Raw genomic sequence first — 18,383 nt, 5'->3', positions numbered from 1 at the left:
CGCGGCCCGTCCCGGTGAGGGGACGGGCCGCGCATCCGTGTGTCCGTCGCGCGGTCAGCGGTGGCTGGACCCGCGGCGACGCATTCCGAAGAACACCGCGCCGCCGCCGACGACGACCAGGGCGCCCGCGACGCCGACGATCAGGCCGGTGCTGGAACTGGCGCCGGTCTCGGCGAGGTTGGACTCCTGGACCGCGGCCGAGGGCGCGTTGCTCGCGGACGGCGCGCCGGGCGCGGAGCTGTCGCTCGTCGATTCGGACGGCGACGGCAGGGCGGTCGCCGTCTCGGCCGGCGGCGTGGTGGTGGTGCCCGACGGCGTCGAGGGAGGCGTCGAGGACGGGGTGCCGGTCGGCGTGGAGGTGTCGGCCGCGCACGCCTTGGCCGGGGTGGTCAGGTTCTCGCCGGCGTTGATGTCGGTGTCGACCAGGAGCTTCTTGCCCTTGACGGCCTTGACGTGGATCCGGTAGATCGCGCCCGGCTCCCAGTCCTCGGCGAAGGAGACGGTGACGCCCTTCTTCGAGCCCTTGACGGTCTGTTCCGTGCCGACCTGCCGGAAGTCGGCGCCGTTGTTCTCGAGGAAGACGGTGATGACGGCCGGGACACCCGAGGCGTCCTTGTCGGTGACGGTGATGACGCCCTTGGCGCCGTCGCAGGCGGCTGCGGCGGAGAAGTCGCCTATCTCGCAGGCCAGCGCGGTGCCCGAGGCGCTGAGGGCGAGGGCGGAGGCGGCGGCGGTGACACCGAGCATGCGCACCGAACGGGCGGCGATACGGCGGGAAAGGGACACGTTTGTCCTTTACGGGAAGCGCAACTGCGGGGGGTGGAGGGGGAGATGGCGCCCCCGGTGAGCCGAGTGCGTCACCATCCCCAGCAGACCCACAGGTCTATAAGCGTTTCATAAGAAGTGTCAATCCGGGGAGTCCTCCGGGCGGTTGACTTTGCCCTCTTATTAACGACCGAGACGTTTCGGCGCCTCCCGGACCTCCTCGATCCGGTCAACCGGGGTGAAACGGGACGTCGTCGTCCGCTTCCGGCGAGTGGCCGCAGGAGCGGCCGGGCGGGTGGCGTCGGATGCACCCGCCCCTGCCGGGCGCCGTCGTGCGGGCCCGGGCACGGCTCCGCGGGGTTCAGCCCTGGACGGCCGACGGGTCCATCCACACGATCTCCCAGGTGTGGCCGTCGAGGTCGTCGAAGGAACGGCCGTACATGAAGCCCATGTCCTGGGTCTGACCGCTGGCGGAGCCGCCGAGGGCGAGCGCGCGGTCCACCAGCTCGTCGACCTTCTCGCGGCTCTCCGCGCTCAGCGCGATCAGGACCTCGCTGGTCGTCGAGGCGTCCGCGATGTCCTTCTTGGTGAAGGTCGAGTAGAACGGCTTGGTGAGCAGCATCGCGACGATCGTGTCGCTGATCACCACGGAGGCCGCGTTGTCGTCGCTGAACTGCGGGTTGATCCCGTAACCGAGCTCGGTGAAGAACTTCTTCGACGCGTCGAGGTCGTTCACGGGCAGGTTCACGAAGATCATCTGCTGGTAGGCCGGGGTGGTCATCGTGCTCTCCCAAGGGTTCGTGTCGTTCAGATGTACTGTTCGGTGGGGTAGACCGAGGGGTCGCCGCGAACTCATCGGGGATGCGGGAGATTTTTTCGGACGGTGTCTCAGCGGGCCAACGGGAGAGCCGCCAGTTCGGCCACCACCAGGGTGAGCGGGACGAAGAGCGTCAGCAGGGCGCCGGCGCGCAGTGCGGCGGCGCTGCGCAGGGTCTTGGTCGGGGCGCCGAGGCGCAGCAGGGCGGCGGTGGTGTCGGCGCGGGCCTGCCTCGCCTCGACGGCCGACGTCAGGAGCGTCGCGACGGTGCAGCCCGCCACGACCAGCGCGCCCAGTGTGGACAGCGGGCCGAAGGACGGGTCGGCCGGGTCGTACAGCGCGGCCATCGTGTACGCGCCCGAGGTCACCGCGCAGACCACCCCCAGCGGACGGCCGATCCTGGACGCCTCCTGCATCAGCCCACGGCCCGCGAGGAGGCGCAGGGCGCCGGGACGGGCCGACTGCAGCAGACGGCCGCACAGGTGGGTGAGGCCCGGGCCGGCGAGGGCGAGACCCACGACCGTGAGGGTCCAGCCGAGGAACACGGCGGCGGGGCCCTCGGGCAGACCGCCGGGCAGGGGGAGCCCGCCGCCGTCGGCTGTCCGGCTCGCGTACCCCTCCACCGCCAGCCCGGTGGCGAGCAGTGCGGCGCCCCAGGGGAGGGCGGTGGGGTCGGGGGCCGGCGGGTTCCGCGGGGCGTGGAACCCCGGGCCGGCCGGGTCCTCCGCGGGGTCGCCGTCCGCCGGCGGAGGCGGTTCGATGCTCGAGCCCTGCGGCGCGACGTCCGCCGTGGAGCGCTGAGCCGCCGTACGACGGCCCTCCACGGCCGGGTGGTCCTCGGCCGCCGGGCCGGGGAGGTTGTCGGCGTGCCGTCCGTTCGTGGGCCGTCCGTTCGCGGCCCTGTCGCCTCGGCCGTCGGCCGCCTTCGCGTCGGTGCCGTTCGCCGGGTGGACGTCCGGGCCGTCGGGAAGGGCGAGGCGTTCGGTCGCCGTACGGGCGGGGCGGGCGGCGGCGGCCGGGACGGTGCGCCGGAGCGCGTCCGGGACGCCGCCGCCGTCGGCCTGCCGGGAGCCCCGCGGCCCCGCGGCCGCGGCGTCGTCGCCGCCGGTCGACCGGGCCACCAGGCCGCCCGTGGCCTCTGCGACCGCGTCGGAAGCGGTCCGGCCGTCGGGTTCGGCGCGGCCGTCGGGTGTGCGGCGCGCCCGGCCGTCCCCTGCCTGGCCGGTACGGTCCTCCGCGGCCGTGGGCCCGTGCTCGTGGCCGTCGGCGTTCCGAGCGGCACGCTCGCGCGCGCCGGGGCCGTGGGGGCCGTCCGGGCCGTCCGCGGTCCGGGTGCCGTCGTCGACCGGGGCCCCGGCGGCCCGGGCGCCGGTCCGGGGATTTCCGTCGGGGGACCGAGGGGACGGACGGGATGCGCGGGACGCCGTCGTGCGGTTGGTGCCGTATCTGCCGTACGCGCCGAACGTCCCGCCCGGGCCCTTCGCACCGGGTGCGCCGAAGCGGCCGAGCAGTCTCGGGGTCGCCCGGGCCGCCACGCGCGCGTCCCTCGGCCGGAGCATCAGCGCCACCGCCACGGACGAGGCCGCGGGGACCAGGGCGAGGAGGGTCAGCGCGGCCGGCAGGGGCAGCGGCCGGCCCGCCGCCAGGAAGTCGCTCGCCGCCCCGTCGAACGGCATGCCCGTGAGGTCGCCGCGGAGGTGGAGGAAGAGCAGCAGGGCCAGCATCGAGCCGAGCAGCGTCGACAGGGCCGTCGTCGTCGCCGAGACGACCATCAGACGGGTCGGCCCGAGACCGATCGCCGCCAGCCCGGGGCGCGGGCGGGTGCCGGGGTCCGTGCGGGCGACCGCCCTGGCGAAGTAGACCGTGGCGGCCAGCGGCGCCGCGCACCAGGCGAGCCGGAGTGCGGCGGACGCCGGCGCCTCGGGGTGGGTGAGCGCGTGGCCGAGGGTGCTCAGCAGGAGGAAGCCGGTGCCCGCCGAGGCCGCCGCCACCAGGAGCCGGCGGAGCTGGACGGCGGGGTGGGCGCTGCGGGTCAGACGGAGAGCGAGCACGCGGCTTCCCGGCCTTCCGGCTCCGTGACGGGCGGCAGATGGACGGTGTTCACCCGGCGCCCGTCCAGCAGGGCGACCGTGCGGTCCGCGAGGGCCGCGGTCTGCGGGTCGTGGGTGGCGAGCACCACCGTGATGCCGTGCGAGCGGGCCGCCGAGGTCAGGGTGCGCAGGACGTGGGCGCGGTCCGCCCGGTGGAGCGGCGCGGTGGGCTCGTCCGCGAAGAGGATCGAGGGGGCCGGGGCCAGGGCCCGGGTGATGCAGACCCGCTGCCGCTCGGCCTGGGTGAGTTCGTGCGGGCGCAGCCGGGAGCGGTCGCCGACGTCCAGGCGTTCCAGCCATTCCAGCGCGGCGACCTTGGCCCGCCGGCGGCTGGTGCCGCGCAGCATGAGGGGCAGGGCGGCGTTCTCCCAGACGTTCAGCTCGGGGACGAGGAGGGGGACCGGGTCGATCCAGCCGAAGCGGTCCCGGCGCAGCCGTTCGCGGGCCGACGGGCCCATCGTGTGCACGGGCACGCTGTTGAACCAGACCTCGCCGCGCCGGGCGGAGGCGAGGCCGGACAGACAGCGCAGCAGCGTCGTCTTGCCGCTGCCGCGGGGCCCGCCGACGGCGAGGATCTCGCCCTCCCGCACACCCATCGAGACCCCGGCCAGCCCGGGGGAGCCGTCGGGGTGCGTGAAGTGCAGGGAGCGTGCCCAGAGCACGTCGTTGTCCGGCGGAGCCTCCATGGGCGTACACCTCGGTTCAGATCTGTGGTTCCCGTGCCGATCCCCCGAGCGGGGGAACGAAGGCAGGGCCGATCGGTCACTGGCACGCTAGGCAGGCGACGGCGGGAGGCCGGACAGCACACGGCCCCGGACCGCCGTTTCCCACTCGAACGGCAGACACCGGGGCCGGTGTTGATCAGCTGATCAGGCTGACGTCACGGACGTCACAGCTTCGTCCACGCCTCCGTCAGCGTGGCGCGCAGGATCTGCTCGATCTCGTCGAACGTCTCCTGGTTGGAGATCAGCGGCGGGGCGAGCTGGACGACCGGGTCGCCGCGGTCGTCCGCACGGCAGTACAGGCCGTTCTCGAACAGGGCCTTGGAGAGGTAGCCGTAGAGGACGCGCTCGGTCTCCTCCTCGTCGAAGGACTCCTTGGTGACCTTGTCCTTCACGAGCTCGATGCCGTAGAAGAAGCCGTTGCCGCGGACGTCGCCGACGATCGGCAGGTCGTGCAGCTTCTGGAGCGTGGACAGGAACGCGCCCTCGTTGTCGAGGACGTGCTGGTTCAGGCCCTCGCGCTCGAACAGGTCCAGGTTGGCCAGGCCCACCGCGGCCGAGACCGGGTGGCCGCCGAAGGTGTAGCCGTGCAGGAAGGTGTTGTCGCCCTTGTAGAACGGCTCGGCCAGCCGGTCGCTGACGATGCAGGCGCCGATCGGGGAGTAGCCCGACGTCATGCCCTTGGCGCAGGTGATCATGTCCGGGACGTAGCCGAACTTGTCGCAGGCGAACATCGTGCCGAGGCGGCCGAAGGCGCAGATGACCTCGTCCGAGACGAGCAGCACGTCGTACTGGTCGCAGATCTCGCGCACCCGCCGGAAGTAGCCGGGCGGCGGCGGGAAGCAGCCGCCGGCGTTCTGCACGGGCTCCAGGAAGACGGCCGCGACCGTGTCCGGGCCCTCGAAGAGGATCTGCTGCTCGATCTGGTCGGCGGCCCAGCGGCCGAAGGCCTCGGGGTCGTCGCCGTGGATCGGGGCGCGGTAGATGTTGGTGTTCGGCACCTTGTGCGCGCCCGGGACGAGCGGCTCGAAGGGGGCCTTGAGGGCCGGCAGGCCGGTGATGGACAGGGCGCCCTGCGGGGTGCCGTGGTAGGCGACCGCCCGTGAGATGACCTTGTACTTGGTCGGCTTGCCGGTCAGCTTGAAGTACTGCTTGGCGAGCTTCCAGGCGGTCTCCACGGCCTCGCCGCCGCCGGTGGTGAAGAAGACCTTGTTGAGGTCGCCCGGCGCGTGGTCGGCCAGACGCTCCGCGAGTTCCACGGCCTTGGGGTGCGCGTAGGACCAGACGGGGAAGAACGCCAGTTCCTGGGCCTGCTTGAAGGCCGCCTCGGCGAGCTCCACGCGCCCGTGGCCCGCCTGCACCACGAACAGGCCGGCGAGGCCGTCGAGGTAGCGCTTGCCCTTGTCGTCGTAGATGTAGGTGCCCTCGCCCCGGACGATGGTCGGTACCGGCGAGTTCTCGTACGAGGACATGCGGGTGAAGTGCATCCACAGGTGGTCGTACGCGGTGCGGCTGAGGTCCTTGGTGCTCACGGTTATCGGGTCCTCACGGTTATCGGGTTCCCCACATGTAGGTCTGCTTCTTGAGCTTCAGATAGACGAAGCTCTCGGTGGAGCGCACGCCGGGCAGGGCCCGGATGCGTTTGTTGATGACGTCCAGCAGGTGGTCGTCGTCCTCGCAGACGATCTCGGCGAGGACGTCGAAGGAGCCCGCGGTCATCACCACGTACTCGACCTCGGACATGTCGGTGAGCGCTTCCGCTATGGACTCCACGTCGCCCTCGACGTTGATCCCGACCATCGCCTGCCGCCGGAAGCCCACGGTGAGCGGGTCGGTGACGGCGACGATCTGCATCACGCCCTGGTCGAGCAGCTTCTGGACGCGCTGGCGCACGGCCGCCTCCGACAGGCCGACGGCCTTGCCGATCGCGGCGTACGGCCGGCGGCCGTCCTCCTGGAGCTGTTCGATGATGGCGAGGCTGACGGCATCCAGGTGAGGGGTGCTGCCGTTCCTGGACTCGCGGGAGTCCCTGTGCTCTGCGCTTCGACTGGCCACGACGTCACTGTGCACGACAGCTCGACAGTTCCGCAAGGTCGAGGCGATGAAATTCGTTGTTTACGTGAGTGAGATCTGCGGATTCCGCAGTCATGGCGCGATCGGGGGTGTTGAAAACGTGGGCGGGCGGATTAGGGTGGGTGTCTCAGTACATGGACACCCCCAGCAGTCAGAAACCGATCAGGAGGCCCGGCAGTGAGCACCGAGCTGCGTCCGATGCGCAAACTACGGAATTACATCGCCGGTGAGTTCCGGGACGCCGCCGACGGACGGACCACCGAGGTGGTCAACCCGGCGACCGGCGAGGCGTACGCGACCGCACCGCTGTCCGGCCCTGCGGACGTCGACGCCGCGATGGCCGCCGCCGCCGAGGCGTTCCCGGGCTGGCGCGACACGACGCCCGCCGAGCGTCAGAAGGCCCTGCTGAAGATCGCGGACGCCTTCGAGGAGCGGGCCGAGGAGCTCATCGCGGCCGAGGTGGAGAACACGGGCAAGCCCGTCGGGCTCACCCGCTCCGAGGAGATCCCGCCCATGGTCGACCAGATCCGCTTCTTCGCGGGCGCGGCCCGGATGCTCGAAGGGCGCTCGGCCGGCGAGTACATGGACGGGATGACCTCGATCGTCCGCCGGGAGCCGGTCGGCGTCTGCGCGCAGGTCGCGCCGTGGAACTACCCGATGATGATGGCCGTGTGGAAGTTCGCCCCGGCGATCGCCGCGGGCAACACGGTGGTCCTGAAGCCCTCGGACACCACCCCGGCCTCCACCGTCCTGATCGCCGACATCGTCGGCTCCATCCTGCCCAAGGGCGTCTTCAACGTCGTCACCGGCGACCGGGACACCGGCCGGCTGATGGTGGAGCACCCCACCCCGGCGATGGCCTCCATCACCGGTTCGGTGCGCGCGGGCATGTCGGTGGCCGAGTCGGCCTCCAGGGACCTCAAGCGCGTCCACCTGGAACTGGGCGGCAAGGCGCCGGTCGTGGTCTTCGAGGACACCGACATCGCCAAGGCCGTCGAGGACATCTCCGTGGCGGGCTACTTCAACGCCGGCCAGGACTGCACGGCCGCCACGCGCGTCCTCGTCCAGGAGTCCATCCACGACGAGTTCGTGGCCGCGCTCGCGAAGGCCGCGTCCGAGACGAAGACCGGGCAGCCGGACGACGAGGACGTGCTGTACGGCCCGCTGAACAACCCCCAGCAGCTCAAGCAGGTGTCCGGCTTCATCGAGCGGCTGCCCGCGCACGCCAAGGTCGAGGCGGGCGGCAAGCAGGTCGGCGACAAGGGCTACTTCTACGCCGCGACCGTGGTGTCCGGGCTGAACCAGGACGACGAGATCATCCAGAACGAGGTCTTCGGGCCGGTCATCACCGTCCAGTCCTTCACCGACGAGGAGCAGGCGGTGGAGTGGGCCAACGGCGTCGACTACGCCCTCGCGTCCTCGGTGTGGACCAAGGATCACGGCCGCGCGATGCGGATGTCCAAGAAGCTCGACTTCGGCTGCGTGTGGATCAACACCCACATCCCGCTGGTCGCCGAGATGCCGCACGGCGGCTTCAAGAAGTCCGGCTACGGCAAGGACCTCTCGGGTTACGGCTTCGACGACTACACCCGCATCAAGCACGTCATGACGTCCCTGGACGCGTAACGTTCCGCGGGCCGCCCGGGATCTCGCGGGCGGCCGTTCGTGGTGGGGTGCGGGCGCGTTGTCGTGCTGGTCGCGCGGTTCCCCGCGCCCCTTGGGGAGTTCGGCCCTCGGTTGCTCGAACCGGGGGCCGTCTGCTGTGCCCTTGACGGGTCGGCGGTGGGCGTCAGGGTGTCGGATTTCGACTTTGCCAGCTCTTTACAACCCGGTCCCGGGCTGTCTCGTCTCTTCGTCCGATCCGTCAACGGACCGACGAAAGAGAGCGATTCATGCGACTCATGTCCCGAACGGGCCTGGCCGGCCTGGCAATTGCGGGTGCCGCCCTGCTGGCGGGCGCAACGCCCGCACTCGCCGACTCGACGACGCCGGCCCCGGCGCCCACCACCGCCGGGCGAACCGCCTCTCCGACCCAGGCCCCGGCCGACGCCTCCGCCGTGCCGACCACCGCTCCCGCCGAGTCCGGCAGGACCCCGGCGGCCATGCCGAGCCAGGTCGGCGTGGTGCCCAGGGGAGGGGCCGGGACCGGTGTCGCCGAGCCTGCGTCCGAGGGCCACGGCGCACTGATCGGCGGCGCGGCGGCGGCTTCCGCGGCGGCCGGCGTGGTCTTCCACGTCGTACGCCGCCGGAGGGCGTCCGGCGCATGAGCCCGCTCTCCAGGCGCGCCGCGGCCCTGACGGCCCTGGCAGCGCTGCTGCTCACGGGCTGCGCCGGCGGCTCGACGGCCGGGTCCACGCCGGGCGCCTCCACGGCCGCCTCGGGTCCCGCCGCCTCCTCGCCCTCCCCGGCTTCCTCGGCTCCCCCCGTGTCCGCCGGGCGGGCGGTGCGTCCGCTCGCGCGGTCGGCGCCGCTCGGGCTGCGGATCGAGGCCATCGGGGTGGACACCCCGGTCATGCGGCTGGGACTGGCCGCCGACGGCAGCGTCCAGGTGCCTCCGGTCGAGGAACACGACCGGGCGGGTTGGTACGAGCATTCGCCGACTCCGGGGCAGACGGGGCCGTCGGTGATCCTCGGTCATGTCACGGTCGGCCGGTACGGCGACGGCGTCTTCCGCCGACTGGGCCGGCTGCACGCCGGCGACCGGATCGCGGCGCGTCTGGAGAACGGCACGACGGCCGAGTTCGCCGTCACCGAGGTGCGGACCGTCGACAAGTCGCACTTCCCGACGCAGGACGTCTACGGGAACGTGGACCGCCCCGAACTGCGTCTCATCACGTGCGGCGGCCCCCGCAGCGGCGACGGATACCGCGACAACGTGATCGTCTTCGCCGTGCTGGGCGCGGGGTCGAGCGGCTCGAGCAGTTCTGCGGGAGAACGTTGAAACGGTCACGCTCGCGCGACAGGGCGGCGTCCGAGCTGTTCGCCGCCCTCTATCCGCGCCTGGCCGGCTGGTGCCGCCGTCTCGTCGACGACGACGAGACGGCGCACGAGATCGCGTCGGAGGCGTTCACCCGGCTGTGGGCCCGCTGGACGTCGGTGGCTGAGCCCCAGGGCTTCCTGTTCGTCACCGCCGCCAACCTCGTCCGCGACCACTGGCGCAAGCTCGAACGGGAACGCCGGGCCGTGCGCCGCGCCACCGCCGAGGCGGCGATCGCCCCCTGCGCCGAACCGGCCGACCCCTCGGTGCGGATGCTCGTGCAGTCCCTGCCCGACCGGCTGCGCGTCCCGATCCTGCTGCACTACTACGCTGACATGCCGATCCGGGAGGTGTCCGCGCTGACCGGGCGCAAGGAAGGGACCGTCAAGGCCGACCTGCACGCGGCCCGCGAACTGCTCCGCGCCCACCTGAGGAGAAGCCTTGATCACGCCCGTTGACGACTTCGACGACGGCCGTCCTGACCTCGCCCCCGACGACCCCCTCGCCGTCGTCCTGCGGCCCGCCTCCGGTCGTCTCGCGCCGCCCGCCGGCAGCTACGAGCGGATCCGTCGCGGTGCGCGCCGCCGCCGGACCCTGCGTGCCGCGGCCGCGGCCGGCGCCACCTGCGCCGTCGCCGCGCTCGCCGTCCTGCTGCCGCTGCGCCCGGCGACGTCCGGGACGCCGCCGCCCGCGATCCCGCTCGCCCCGCCCCCGGCGAGCGGCCCGGCGACCGTGCCCACCCCTACGGCCCCGGCGAGCCCGGTCGCCGAGGACCCTACCGAGGGGGCGATCGCGACCCGGCCATCGGACGCCCGGCCCTCGACTGCTCCCACCGACACCGCTGCCTCCACCGGCGGCCGCAGCCCTGACCGGTCGCCGTCGCCACCGTCGCCGTCGCCGTCGCAGGCCGGGGTCCGGCCCGCTCCGGCGGAGTCGGACGAGCGGTCTGTCATGCCGTCCGCCGCAGCCACGCGCCGGTGACGCCGGTACGCGTGCCGCCGTCCGGGAATCGTGTTTTGAACATGTTCAATTCCGGCGTACGCTGCCGCCATGAGCGACAGAGCCGCCCTGCTGAAGGGCATACGTGTCTGGCTGGCCCTCTTCGTCGTCTGTCTGGTGCTCAGCGGCGTCACGGCCTTCCCGCTCGTCCATGAACTGCGCTGGACGGAGGAGTCGCTGCGCGCGCTGTCCGTGCCGGAGCGGCTGCCCGGCGCGATGGAGTGGATCGAGCGCGTCCGGCGCGGCCTGGACAGTGCCGACGCCGACTACCCGTTCCTCCTCTACGGCACGGACTGGCTGGCCTTCGCGCACCTCGTGATCGCCGTCGCCTTCTACGGCCCCTACCGCGACCCGGTCCGCAACGTCTGGGTGGTGGAGTTCGCGATGATCGCCTGTGCCGGGATCGTCCCGCTCGCGCTGATCTGTGGACCGATCCGGGGCATCCCCCTCTGGTGGAGCGTGATCGACATGTCCTTCGGCGTGATCGGGGTCGTCCCGCTGTACATCGTGCGCAGGAAGATCCTGCGCTTGGCGGAGATCGGCCCGAACCCCTGGTCGGTCCCCGCGGTGTGAGCGCCGCGCCCCGGAGAAGAGCAGAAGAGGGAAGAGAAGGGGGGAAGAGGAGGAAGAGGGAGGGGTGGGGAGGGGGAGGGCGAAAAGTGTTGTCCCCGGGCCGTCGGGGCCGTCACCTCAGGTGTGATCTGCGACATTGTCAACCACGGGGGCCCGGCTGAGAGGGTGCGGGCATGAGGACGTACGCCGACGCCGAGGCCGGGGGGCACTGGCGCGCCACCGTCGCGGCCGCGCAGGCCGGCGACCGGGACGCGCTGGACGAGCTGGTGGCGGGCTGGCTGCCGCTCGTCTACAACGTCGTCGGCCGGGCCCTCAACGGCCACGCCGACGTCGACGACGTCGTCCAGGAGACCATGCTGCGGGCCGTCGGCAACCTCGGTTCGCTGCGCGACCCCGACAGCTTCCGCTCCTGGCTGGTGGCCATCGCCATGCGTCAGGTGCGTGACCGGGCCCGCCGCAGGACCGACGCCCCTCTCAATGAGAGCACGACCCTCGACGGGACCAGCGACTTCGCCGAACTCACCGTTCTGCGGCTGCAGTTGGAAGGGCAGCGGCGGGAGGTCGCGGAGGCGGTGCGCTGGCTGGACGACGAGGACCGGCAGCTGCTGTCCCTGTGGTGGCTGGAGGTCGCGGGCGAGCTCACCCGGCGCGAACTGGCCGCGGCCGTCGGCATCAACCGGCAGCACGCGGCCGTGCGCGTGCAGCGGGTCAAGGAGCGGCTGGAGGTCTCACGGGGCATCGTGCGCGCCCTCGACGGCGCCTGCCCCGGCCTCCGCGAGCTGACCGCCCGCTGGACCGGTCGCCCCGACTCCGTCTGGCGCAAGCGGCTGGCCCGGCACATCCGCGGCTGCGGCTGCTGCGACGGCGCCTGCGAGTCCGTCGTGCCGGCGGAACGGCTGCTCGTGGGGATCGCCCTGGTGCCCGTCCCGGCCGGATTCGCGATCTCCCTGGCCCTCGGCGGCAAGACGGCCGCCGCGGCCGCCGGCACCGCCTCCGTCGGCTGGTCCGCGAAGGTGCTGACCGCGCTGAGCAAGCCGGCCGTCGCGGTCACGGCCGGCGCGACGCTCGCCGCGGGCGGCGCGTACGTCGTCGTGCACACGCCCGAGGACCCGCCGGGGCGCGCGGCCACCGCGCCGACGGCGGCCGCGGTGTCCGCGGTGTCCGCCGCACCCGCCTCGCCCGCCGCCTCCACGTCGGGCGAGGCCGCCCCCTCCGGCTCGCCGTCGGCGTCACCGTCGCCCTCACCGTCGAAGAGCGTGAAGAAGGCGGCCCGGTACGGAAGCGTCGTCGACGCCGTCGACCGCGCGCCCGACCCGGACACCCCGCCGGCTGCCCTGCCGGAGCGGCCCGCGTCCGGCGTCACCAGCAGCGGCGGCGCCCACGCCACCATGAACCACCGCGGGGACAGCGTGACGCTCAGCGGGCAGGGCTACGTCCTCGTGCGCTGGCAGATATCGCCCCAGTACCGGTCCGGAGCCCTGGTCATGCCGAGCTGGACCGGCCTCAGGGGCCGGCTCTTCCACGTTGCCTCCGGCGGCGGACGCCGGATGGACGATCCCGTCGGCACGGACGGCTCGGCCACCGGCATGGGCGACAGGGCCACCGGCTACGCCGTCCTGCCGCCGGGCGCCCAGCAGATGTGGCAGAACGAGTACTTCTACCTCACGGGCACCGTCACGCTCACCGTGAACGAGCGGGGCGCCGACTACGGACTCAACGTCTTCCCGACAACGTGGGACGCCGTGGAGCGGGACGTCACGAGCGGACCGGGACAGGGCGCGCGGCGCTACGGGCTGGTCCGTGACACCGGCGGCGACGACACACCGGTCCCGCAGTACGCGACCCGGCAGACCCCGGCCGACCCGGCGACCGTGCCGCAGCTCTCCCGCGTGTGAGGGCGGCGCCACCGCGGCAGACGGCAGCGCGCCCGGTGTCCGACGGCCCCGGGACTCAGCCCTCCTTGCGCAGCGCGGTCAGGAGGTCGATGCGGTTCGTGGTGATCGAGTCGACGCCCAGGCCGATGAGCCGGCGCAGGGAACGGCGGGTGTCGGGGGTCCAGACGGAGAGCAGGTGGCCGGCCCGGTGGACGCGCGCGGCGAGCTCCCGGTCCACCAGGGAGAAGCGGTAGTTGAGCCAGCGCGGCCGCACCGCCGCGAGCAGCGCCGGTCGCGGGGGCGCCAGGCTCGTGCAGGTGAGCGCGATCTCGGCGGACGGGTCGGCGGCGCGCACGGCGAGCATCGCGACGGCGCCCGCGCAGTAGTACACCCGGTCCGTCGCCCCGGCCTCGCGCACGGCGTCGACGATCCGCCGTGCCGCGCCCACCTCCCGGGTCCCGGGCAGGTCGAGCATCAGCCGGCTGCCCTCGGTCGCCGCGAGCGCCTCCGCGAGCGTCGGCACCGCGCCGGCCGTCAGCCCGCGCACCTCGGCCGCGGACAGCGAGGCCAGCGGACGGTCGTGCGCCCACAGCCGCTTCAACGTCGCGTCGTGCAGCAGCACGGGCACGCCGTCCCGGGTGAGCCGTACATCGCACTCCACGGCGTCCGCGCCCAGGTCGAGCGCGGAACGCAGCGAAGCGATCGTGTTCTCACGGAGACGGTAGGGGTCGCCGCGGTGGGCCACGGCGGTCACGTTCTGCATGGGCCCATTGTGGCCGTACCCGGACGGTCAGGGGGCGAGCCATCCGGCGGTGTACACGTCGATCTCGGTCCGCAGCCGGGCCTTGCCGGCCTCGTCCAGGAAGGCTGCCTCGACCGCGTTCCTCGCGAGATCGGCGACGCCCCGCTCGTCGAGGTCGAGGAGCCGGGCGGCGACCGCGTACTCGTTGTTCAGGTCGGTGCCGAACATGGGCGGGTCGTCGGAGTTGACCGTGACCAGGACGCCGGCCTGCACGAACTCCTTGATCGGGTGCTCGTCGAGGGTGCGGACCGCACGGGTGGCGATGTTCGACGTCGGGCACACCTCCAGGGCGATGCGGTGTTCGGCGAGGTGCGCGAGCAGCTTCTCGTCCTGCGCGGAGCTGGTGCCGTGGCCGATGCGCTCGGCGCGCAGATGCGTCAGCGCGTCCCACACCGTCTGCGGGCCGGTGGTCTCGCCGGCGTGCGGCGCCGACCGCAGCCCGGCGGCGATCGCCCGGTCGAAGTACGGCTTGAACTGAGGACGTTCCACACCGACCTCGGGCCCGCCGAGCCCGAAGGAGACCAGCCCCTCCGGGCGGATCCGGTCGTCGGTGGCGAGCCGTGTGGTCTCCTCGGCGGCCTCGAGACCCGCCTCGCCGGGGATGTCGAAGCACCAGCGCAGCACGGTCCCGAACTCCGCCTCGGCCGCCTTGCGGGCGTCCTCGATGGCGTCCATGAAGGCGCGTTCGTCGATGCCGCGCCGGGTCGAGGAGAAGGGGGTGACGGTCAGCTCGGCGTAGCGCACCCGCTGACGGGCCAGGTCCCGGGCGACCTCGTAGGTGAGCAGCCGGACGTCCTCCGGGGTGCGGATGAGATCCACGACGGACAGATAGACCTCGATGAAGTGGGCGAAGTCCGTGAAGGTGAAGTAGTCGGCGAGGGCCTCGGGGTCGGTGGGCACCCTGGAGTCGGGGTGCCGGGCGGCCAGCTCGGAGACGATGCGGGGGGACGCGGAGCCGACGTGGTGGACGTGCAGTTCGGCCTTGGGCAGCCCGGCGACGAAGGCGTGCAGGTCGCGGGCGCCGGCCGCCGCCGCGGCGGTGGGGCCGGCGGGCACGCCGGAGACGGGGGAGCCGGAGGCGGCGGCTGCTGAGGATGCGTCGAGTCGGTCGGTCATGGGGTCCTCCCCGGGACGGCACCCCGAGCCAGGCGGGCCGGACGGGACGCGTGTGATCGGCTGATCGATGAGTCCCGATCATCGTAGGCGTAGGCGCAGGCGCGGCGGTGCCGGAGGTCGGTGGAGGCATCGCGGCAGGACGTGGTGGAGGGAGTCGTCGGGCGTTCGAGGGGGGTGCGGCCCGCTGCCGTTCTCGGCGGCCGCGGGCCGTAGCATGACGGAACGTACGCAGGGCGGGACGGCGTACGGATGACGGAACGCAGAGCGACCGCCCGGTCGAGGGGCGACAGAGGGGATCCACGCATGTCCGACGACGCGCCGACTCCGGCCGGTGACGCCGCCCGCGACCCGTGGCCCGCACCCGCCTCCGACGCGACGGACGGACCGTGGGACGCGGAGCCCGGGACGACACCCCGGGTGCCGTTGGACAAGGCCGCCCCGGCCGGCGGTGCTCCCGGCGCGGCCTCCCCGCTGACCCCGAGCCCATGGGCGGCGCCCGGCGGCGCGGCGCAGAGCGGCCCCGGCCACACCGTCGCCGCGAACGAACCCTCGGCCCCCGGAACCGGCCCCGCGCAGGACCGGGCGCCGGCCTCCGTCCACGACCAGCAGACGATGACCTCGCTGCCCGGCGTGACGCCGCAGCCCTGGGCCGATCCCTTCGGGAGCCCGCAGCCGCACGGCGCGCTCGGCGGCTTTCCGCCGCCGGACCCCGCCACGGCCGCGGGCGGTCCGCCCCCCGGACACTTCGCCCCTCCGGCCCACGGCGGGCCGGTGCCGCCGCCGCCCATCGCCCCCGACGGGCCCGGGCAGATCCCGTACGGCTACGCCGGCGGCTACGGCTATCCGTCCCCACCGCACTACGGCGGCGCGCCCGGGCTGTACGGCTGGGCCGGCGGCGGTGCAGGGGACAACAACGGCACGGGCGTGGCCGGACTGGTGCTGGGGATCCTGGCCGCGGTCGTCTTCTGTCTGTGGCCGCTGGCCATCGTCTTCGGCATCCTCGGCGTCGTGTTCGGCGCGATCGGGCGCGGGAAGGCCCGCCGGGGTGAGGCCTCGAACCCCGGTCAGGCGCTGGCCGGCGTCATCTGCGGCGCGGTGGGCCTGGTGCTGGCGGTCGGCGTGGGCGTCCTGACGATCGTGGCCCCGTAGGGCGTGTTTCGAAAGTCCCGTCTGCCGGCAGACGGGACTTTCGAAACACGCCCTGGAACCGCCCCTGCCCCGCCCCCGGCGTCTCAGGCCTGCGCGAGCAGCCGCTCCCTGGCCTGCATCAGGGCGAAGCCCAGCAGGTTCAGGCCGCGCCACCGCTCGGGGTTCGTCGCCGCCTCGTCGTCGGCCGTCAGGCCGATGCCCCACACGCGGTCCATCGGGCTCGCCTCGACCAGCACCCTCGAACGGGTGCCCAGCAGGAACGAGCCCAGCGCGGGGTCCGAGGCGAACTTGTGGACGCTGCCCTCGACGACGATCCGGAACCGCTCCCGCTCCCACGTGGTGTCGTCGAAGCCGCGGACCAGCCGCCCCTCCTTCTTCGCCTGGGCGGGCGACGCTGCGGCCAGCACCCGCTCCTGCGCCTCCGGATCCGCGAAGAGCCGCGCTTTCGCGGCCATCATCCAGTGCTCCGCCGTCGCGTAGGCGACCTCGTCGACCACGAACGGTGACGGCCACCATTGGCTCAGGCAGCTCGCACCGATCCGTCCGTCCGGTCGCGGACGGTGGCCCCAGAAGTGCAGGTACTTGATCCCAGCCCCCGCCCGGACGGCCCTGACCAGGGACTCCCGGCTGTCGATCGTCTCCATGCACCAGAGGATGGCACGCGCCACTGACAGAGCGTCCTGCCTTTTCCGCCGCCACTCGACACCTGGTCGACCCCTCGTCGACAGATTTCGTCGCGTAACCAAAAGGCAACAACGGAATCACTTGTTGGAGTGCCCTTGCTCTGTCAGGATCGGCAATCAAATCAGGCTGGAGCTACGCCACCCGCCCCCGCGCACAGCGGGGCGAAGGCGGAGGAGAGCGACATGCAGGACCGGTTCCCCGCACAGCAGCTGTTCGCGGAAGGCGCCCAGTACATCGACGGCCGCCTCGCCCGCGGCGACTCGGGGCGCGCCCACGCCGTGATCGACCCCGCCACCGGTGAGGAGGTCTGCACCTACGACCTGGCGGGCACGGACACCGTCGACGCGGCCGTCGCCGCGGCCCGCGCCGCCTTTCCCGGCTGGGCGGGCGCCACGCCGGGGGAGCGTTCCGACGCACTGCACCGTTTCGCCGCGGTCCTCGCCGGCCAAGCCGGCGACCTCGCCCGCGCCGAGTCCCTGCAGTGCGGCAAGCCGCTGAAGCTGACCCGGGAGTTCGACGTCCCGGGGACGATCGACAACACCGCGTTCTTCGCCGGAGCCGCCCGGCATCTCGCGGGCCAGTCGGCCGGCGAGTACTCCGGCGACCACACCTCCTACGTCCGCCGGGAACCCATCGGCGTCGTCGGCTCCGTCGCGCCCTGGAACTACCCCCTTCAGATGGCGGCCTGGAAGATCCTCCCGGCGATCGCCGCGGGGAACACGATCGTGCTCAAGCCGGCCGAGCTCACCCCGCTCACCTCGCTGATGTTCGCCCGGGCGGCGTCGGAGGCCGGGATCCCCGACGGTGTGATCAACATCGTCAACGGGACCGGACGGGAGGCGGGCGAGCACCTCGTCGGCCACCCCGACGTCGTCATGACCTCCTTCACCGGCTCCACGGCCGTCGGCAGGCGGGTCGCCGAGATCGCCACCGCGACCGTCAAGCGGCTGCACCTCGAGCTCGGCGGCAAGGCGCCCTTCGTCGTCTTCGAGGACGCCGACCTGGAGGCCGCCGTCCACGGCGCGGTCGCCGGCTCGCTCATCAACACCGGGCAGGACTGCACGGCCGCCACGCGCGCGTATGTGCAGCGGCCTCTCTACCAGGCCTTCGTCGAGCGGACGGCCGCCCTGATGGAGACCGTTCGGGTCGGGGACCCGTTCGCCGCGGGCACCGACCTCGGCCCGCTCGTGTCGCACGCACAGCGCGACCGGGTCGCCGCCTTCGTCGACCGGGCGCGCGGCTACGCGCGCGTGGTGACGGGCGGCGAGGCGCCCCAGGGCGACCTCAAGAACGGCGCCTACTATCTGCCCACCCTGATCGCGGACGCCGCCCAGGACAGCGAGGCCGTCCAGTCGGAGATCTTCGGGCCGGTCCTGGTCGTCCTGCCGTTCGACACCGACGACGAGGGCATCAGGCTCGCCAACGACACCCCCTACGGGCTCGCGGCCTCCGCGTGGACCCGGGACGTCTTCCGGGCGAACCGTGCGACACGCGAGATCAGGGCCGGGTGCGTGTGGATCAACGACCACATCCCGATCATCAGCGAGATGCCGCACGGCGGTTACAAGGCGTCCGGCTTCGGCAAGGACATGTCAGCGTACTCGTTCGAGGAGTACACACAGGTAAAGCACGTTATGTTCGATAACACGGCGGTGGCCCGCAAGCCCTGGCACCGCACGGTCTTCGGGGACTCATAAGCGACGACGAACGGCCGCAGACCACGGCCGGACCTCCCGAAAGGG

At 72.9% G+C, this 18,383-nt stretch carries 17 protein-coding genes and 2 pseudogenes; 9 read left to right on the top strand and 10 right to left on the bottom strand.

The genetic code is table 11. The annotated features are described in order from the left end of the window. Positions 1-54: 54 nt before the first annotated feature. The 7 genes and pseudogenes from OHS82_RS13490 to OHS82_RS13460 all read right to left on the bottom strand — a co-directional run bounded on the left by OHS82_RS13490 (position 55) and on the right by OHS82_RS13460 (position 6,464). Positions 55-786 carry an LAETG motif-containing sortase-dependent surface protein gene (locus tag OHS82_RS13490; RefSeq protein ID WP_199863825.1) on the bottom strand — a complete coding sequence of 244 codons (732 nt, stop codon included), beginning with the start codon at positions 784-786 and terminating at the stop codon, positions 55-57. A 340-nt stretch (positions 787-1,126) separates the two neighbouring features. Then, the gene (locus tag OHS82_RS13485) at positions 1,127-1,546 is read right to left on the bottom strand and encodes a VOC family protein (protein ID WP_328433920.1); all 420 of its coding nucleotides are present in this window, start codon (positions 1,544-1,546) and stop codon (positions 1,127-1,129) included. A 107-nt stretch (positions 1,547-1,653) separates the two neighbouring features. Next, positions 1,654-2,265, bottom strand: a pseudogene (locus OHS82_RS13480) (hypothetical protein); the annotation flags it as partial. A gap of 870 nt (positions 2,266-3,135) precedes the next feature. Then, a pseudogene (locus OHS82_RS13475) lies at positions 3,136-3,633 on the bottom strand (hypothetical protein); the annotation flags it as partial. Beyond that, entirely contained in the window at positions 3,615-4,358 is a 744-nt protein-coding gene (locus OHS82_RS13470) for an ABC transporter ATP-binding protein (RefSeq protein ID WP_057580543.1), read from the bottom strand. The gene OHS82_RS13470 and the pseudogene OHS82_RS13475, both read right to left, overlap by 19 nt. Before the next feature lie 203 nt (positions 4,359-4,561). Then, positions 4,562-5,926 carry an aspartate aminotransferase family protein gene (locus tag OHS82_RS13465; protein ID WP_057580544.1) on the bottom strand — a complete coding sequence of 455 codons (1,365 nt, stop codon included), beginning with the start codon at positions 5,924-5,926 and terminating at the stop codon, positions 4,562-4,564. Positions 5,927-5,945: 19 nt separating this feature from the next. Then, positions 5,946-6,464: an Lrp/AsnC family transcriptional regulator gene (locus tag OHS82_RS13460; protein WP_057580545.1), complete on the bottom strand. Its 519-nt coding sequence runs from the start codon at positions 6,462-6,464 to the stop codon at positions 5,946-5,948. Between the two features lie 180 nt (positions 6,465-6,644). Between OHS82_RS13460 and OHS82_RS13455 the strand changes: the two genes are divergently transcribed. The 7 genes from OHS82_RS13455 (at position 6,645) to OHS82_RS13425 (ending at position 12,911) form a co-directional block, all read left to right on the top strand. After that, positions 6,645-8,093, top strand: a complete 1,449-nt coding sequence (locus OHS82_RS13455; RefSeq protein WP_057580546.1) for a gamma-aminobutyraldehyde dehydrogenase — start codon at positions 6,645-6,647, stop codon at positions 8,091-8,093. 275 nt (positions 8,094-8,368) lie between these two features. Then, entirely contained in the window at positions 8,369-8,734 is a 366-nt protein-coding gene (locus OHS82_RS13450; protein WP_057580547.1) for a hypothetical protein, read from the top strand. After that, the gene (locus OHS82_RS13445) at positions 8,731-9,408 is read left to right on the top strand and encodes a class F sortase (protein ID WP_057580548.1); all 678 of its coding nucleotides are present in this window, start codon (positions 8,731-8,733) and stop codon (positions 9,406-9,408) included. The genes OHS82_RS13450 and OHS82_RS13445 overlap by 4 nt, the downstream gene beginning before the upstream one ends. Then, the gene (locus OHS82_RS13440) at positions 9,405-9,902 is read left to right on the top strand and encodes an RNA polymerase sigma factor (protein WP_057580549.1); all 498 of its coding nucleotides are present in this window, start codon (positions 9,405-9,407) and stop codon (positions 9,900-9,902) included. The genes OHS82_RS13445 and OHS82_RS13440 overlap by 4 nt, the downstream gene beginning before the upstream one ends. Further along, positions 9,886-10,425 carry a hypothetical protein gene (locus tag OHS82_RS13435; protein WP_057580550.1) on the top strand — a complete coding sequence of 180 codons (540 nt, stop codon included), beginning with the start codon at positions 9,886-9,888 and terminating at the stop codon, positions 10,423-10,425. The genes OHS82_RS13440 and OHS82_RS13435 overlap by 17 nt, the downstream gene beginning before the upstream one ends. A 69-nt stretch (positions 10,426-10,494) precedes the next feature. Continuing rightward, complete coding sequence (locus OHS82_RS13430) at positions 10,495-11,016, top strand: hypothetical protein (RefSeq protein WP_057580551.1); 522 nt, start codon at positions 10,495-10,497, stop codon at positions 11,014-11,016. Positions 11,017-11,189: 173 nt separating this feature from the next. Beyond that, on the top strand, positions 11,190-12,911 hold the full coding sequence (locus OHS82_RS13425) for an RNA polymerase sigma factor (RefSeq protein ID WP_328433919.1): 1,722 nt from the start codon (positions 11,190-11,192) through the stop codon (positions 12,909-12,911). Between the two features lie 55 nt (positions 12,912-12,966). Here the strand turns inward: OHS82_RS13425 and OHS82_RS13420 are convergent, their stop codons facing one another. Next, the gene (locus tag OHS82_RS13420) at positions 12,967-13,653 is read right to left on the bottom strand and encodes a glycerophosphodiester phosphodiesterase (protein ID WP_328433918.1); all 687 of its coding nucleotides are present in this window, start codon (positions 13,651-13,653) and stop codon (positions 12,967-12,969) included. Positions 13,654-13,680: 27 nt separating this feature from the next. Then, positions 13,681-14,808 carry an adenosine deaminase gene (locus OHS82_RS13415; protein ID WP_057580553.1) on the bottom strand — a complete coding sequence of 376 codons (1,128 nt, stop codon included), beginning with the start codon at positions 14,806-14,808 and terminating at the stop codon, positions 13,681-13,683. A gap of 303 nt (positions 14,809-15,111) precedes the next feature. On the opposite strand from OHS82_RS13415, the gene OHS82_RS13410 reads away from it, so the two are divergent. Beyond that, a complete protein-coding gene (locus OHS82_RS13410) occupies positions 15,112-15,957 on the top strand; it encodes a DUF4190 domain-containing protein (RefSeq protein WP_328433917.1) in 846 nt (281 codons plus the stop codon). Between the two features lie 83 nt (positions 15,958-16,040). On the opposite strand, the gene OHS82_RS13405 is transcribed toward OHS82_RS13410, so the two are convergent. Further along, the gene (locus OHS82_RS13405; RefSeq protein ID WP_157876381.1) at positions 16,041-16,601 is read right to left on the bottom strand and encodes an NADAR family protein; all 561 of its coding nucleotides are present in this window, start codon (positions 16,599-16,601) and stop codon (positions 16,041-16,043) included. A gap of 222 nt (positions 16,602-16,823) precedes the next feature. On the opposite strand from OHS82_RS13405, the gene OHS82_RS13400 reads away from it, so the two are divergent. After that, positions 16,824-18,338, top strand: coding sequence for a gamma-aminobutyraldehyde dehydrogenase (locus OHS82_RS13400; RefSeq protein WP_057580554.1), 1,515 nt, complete (start codon positions 16,824-16,826; stop codon positions 18,336-18,338). Positions 18,339-18,383 lie beyond the last annotated feature (45 nt).

The sequence above is a fragment of the Streptomyces sp. NBC_00425 genome (assembly GCF_036030735.1).
GTDB lineage: Bacteria > Actinomycetota > Actinomycetes > Streptomycetales > Streptomycetaceae > Streptomyces.
The sequence above is the reverse complement of the archived record's forward strand: the minus strand, read 5'-3'. Positions and strand labels throughout refer to the sequence as shown.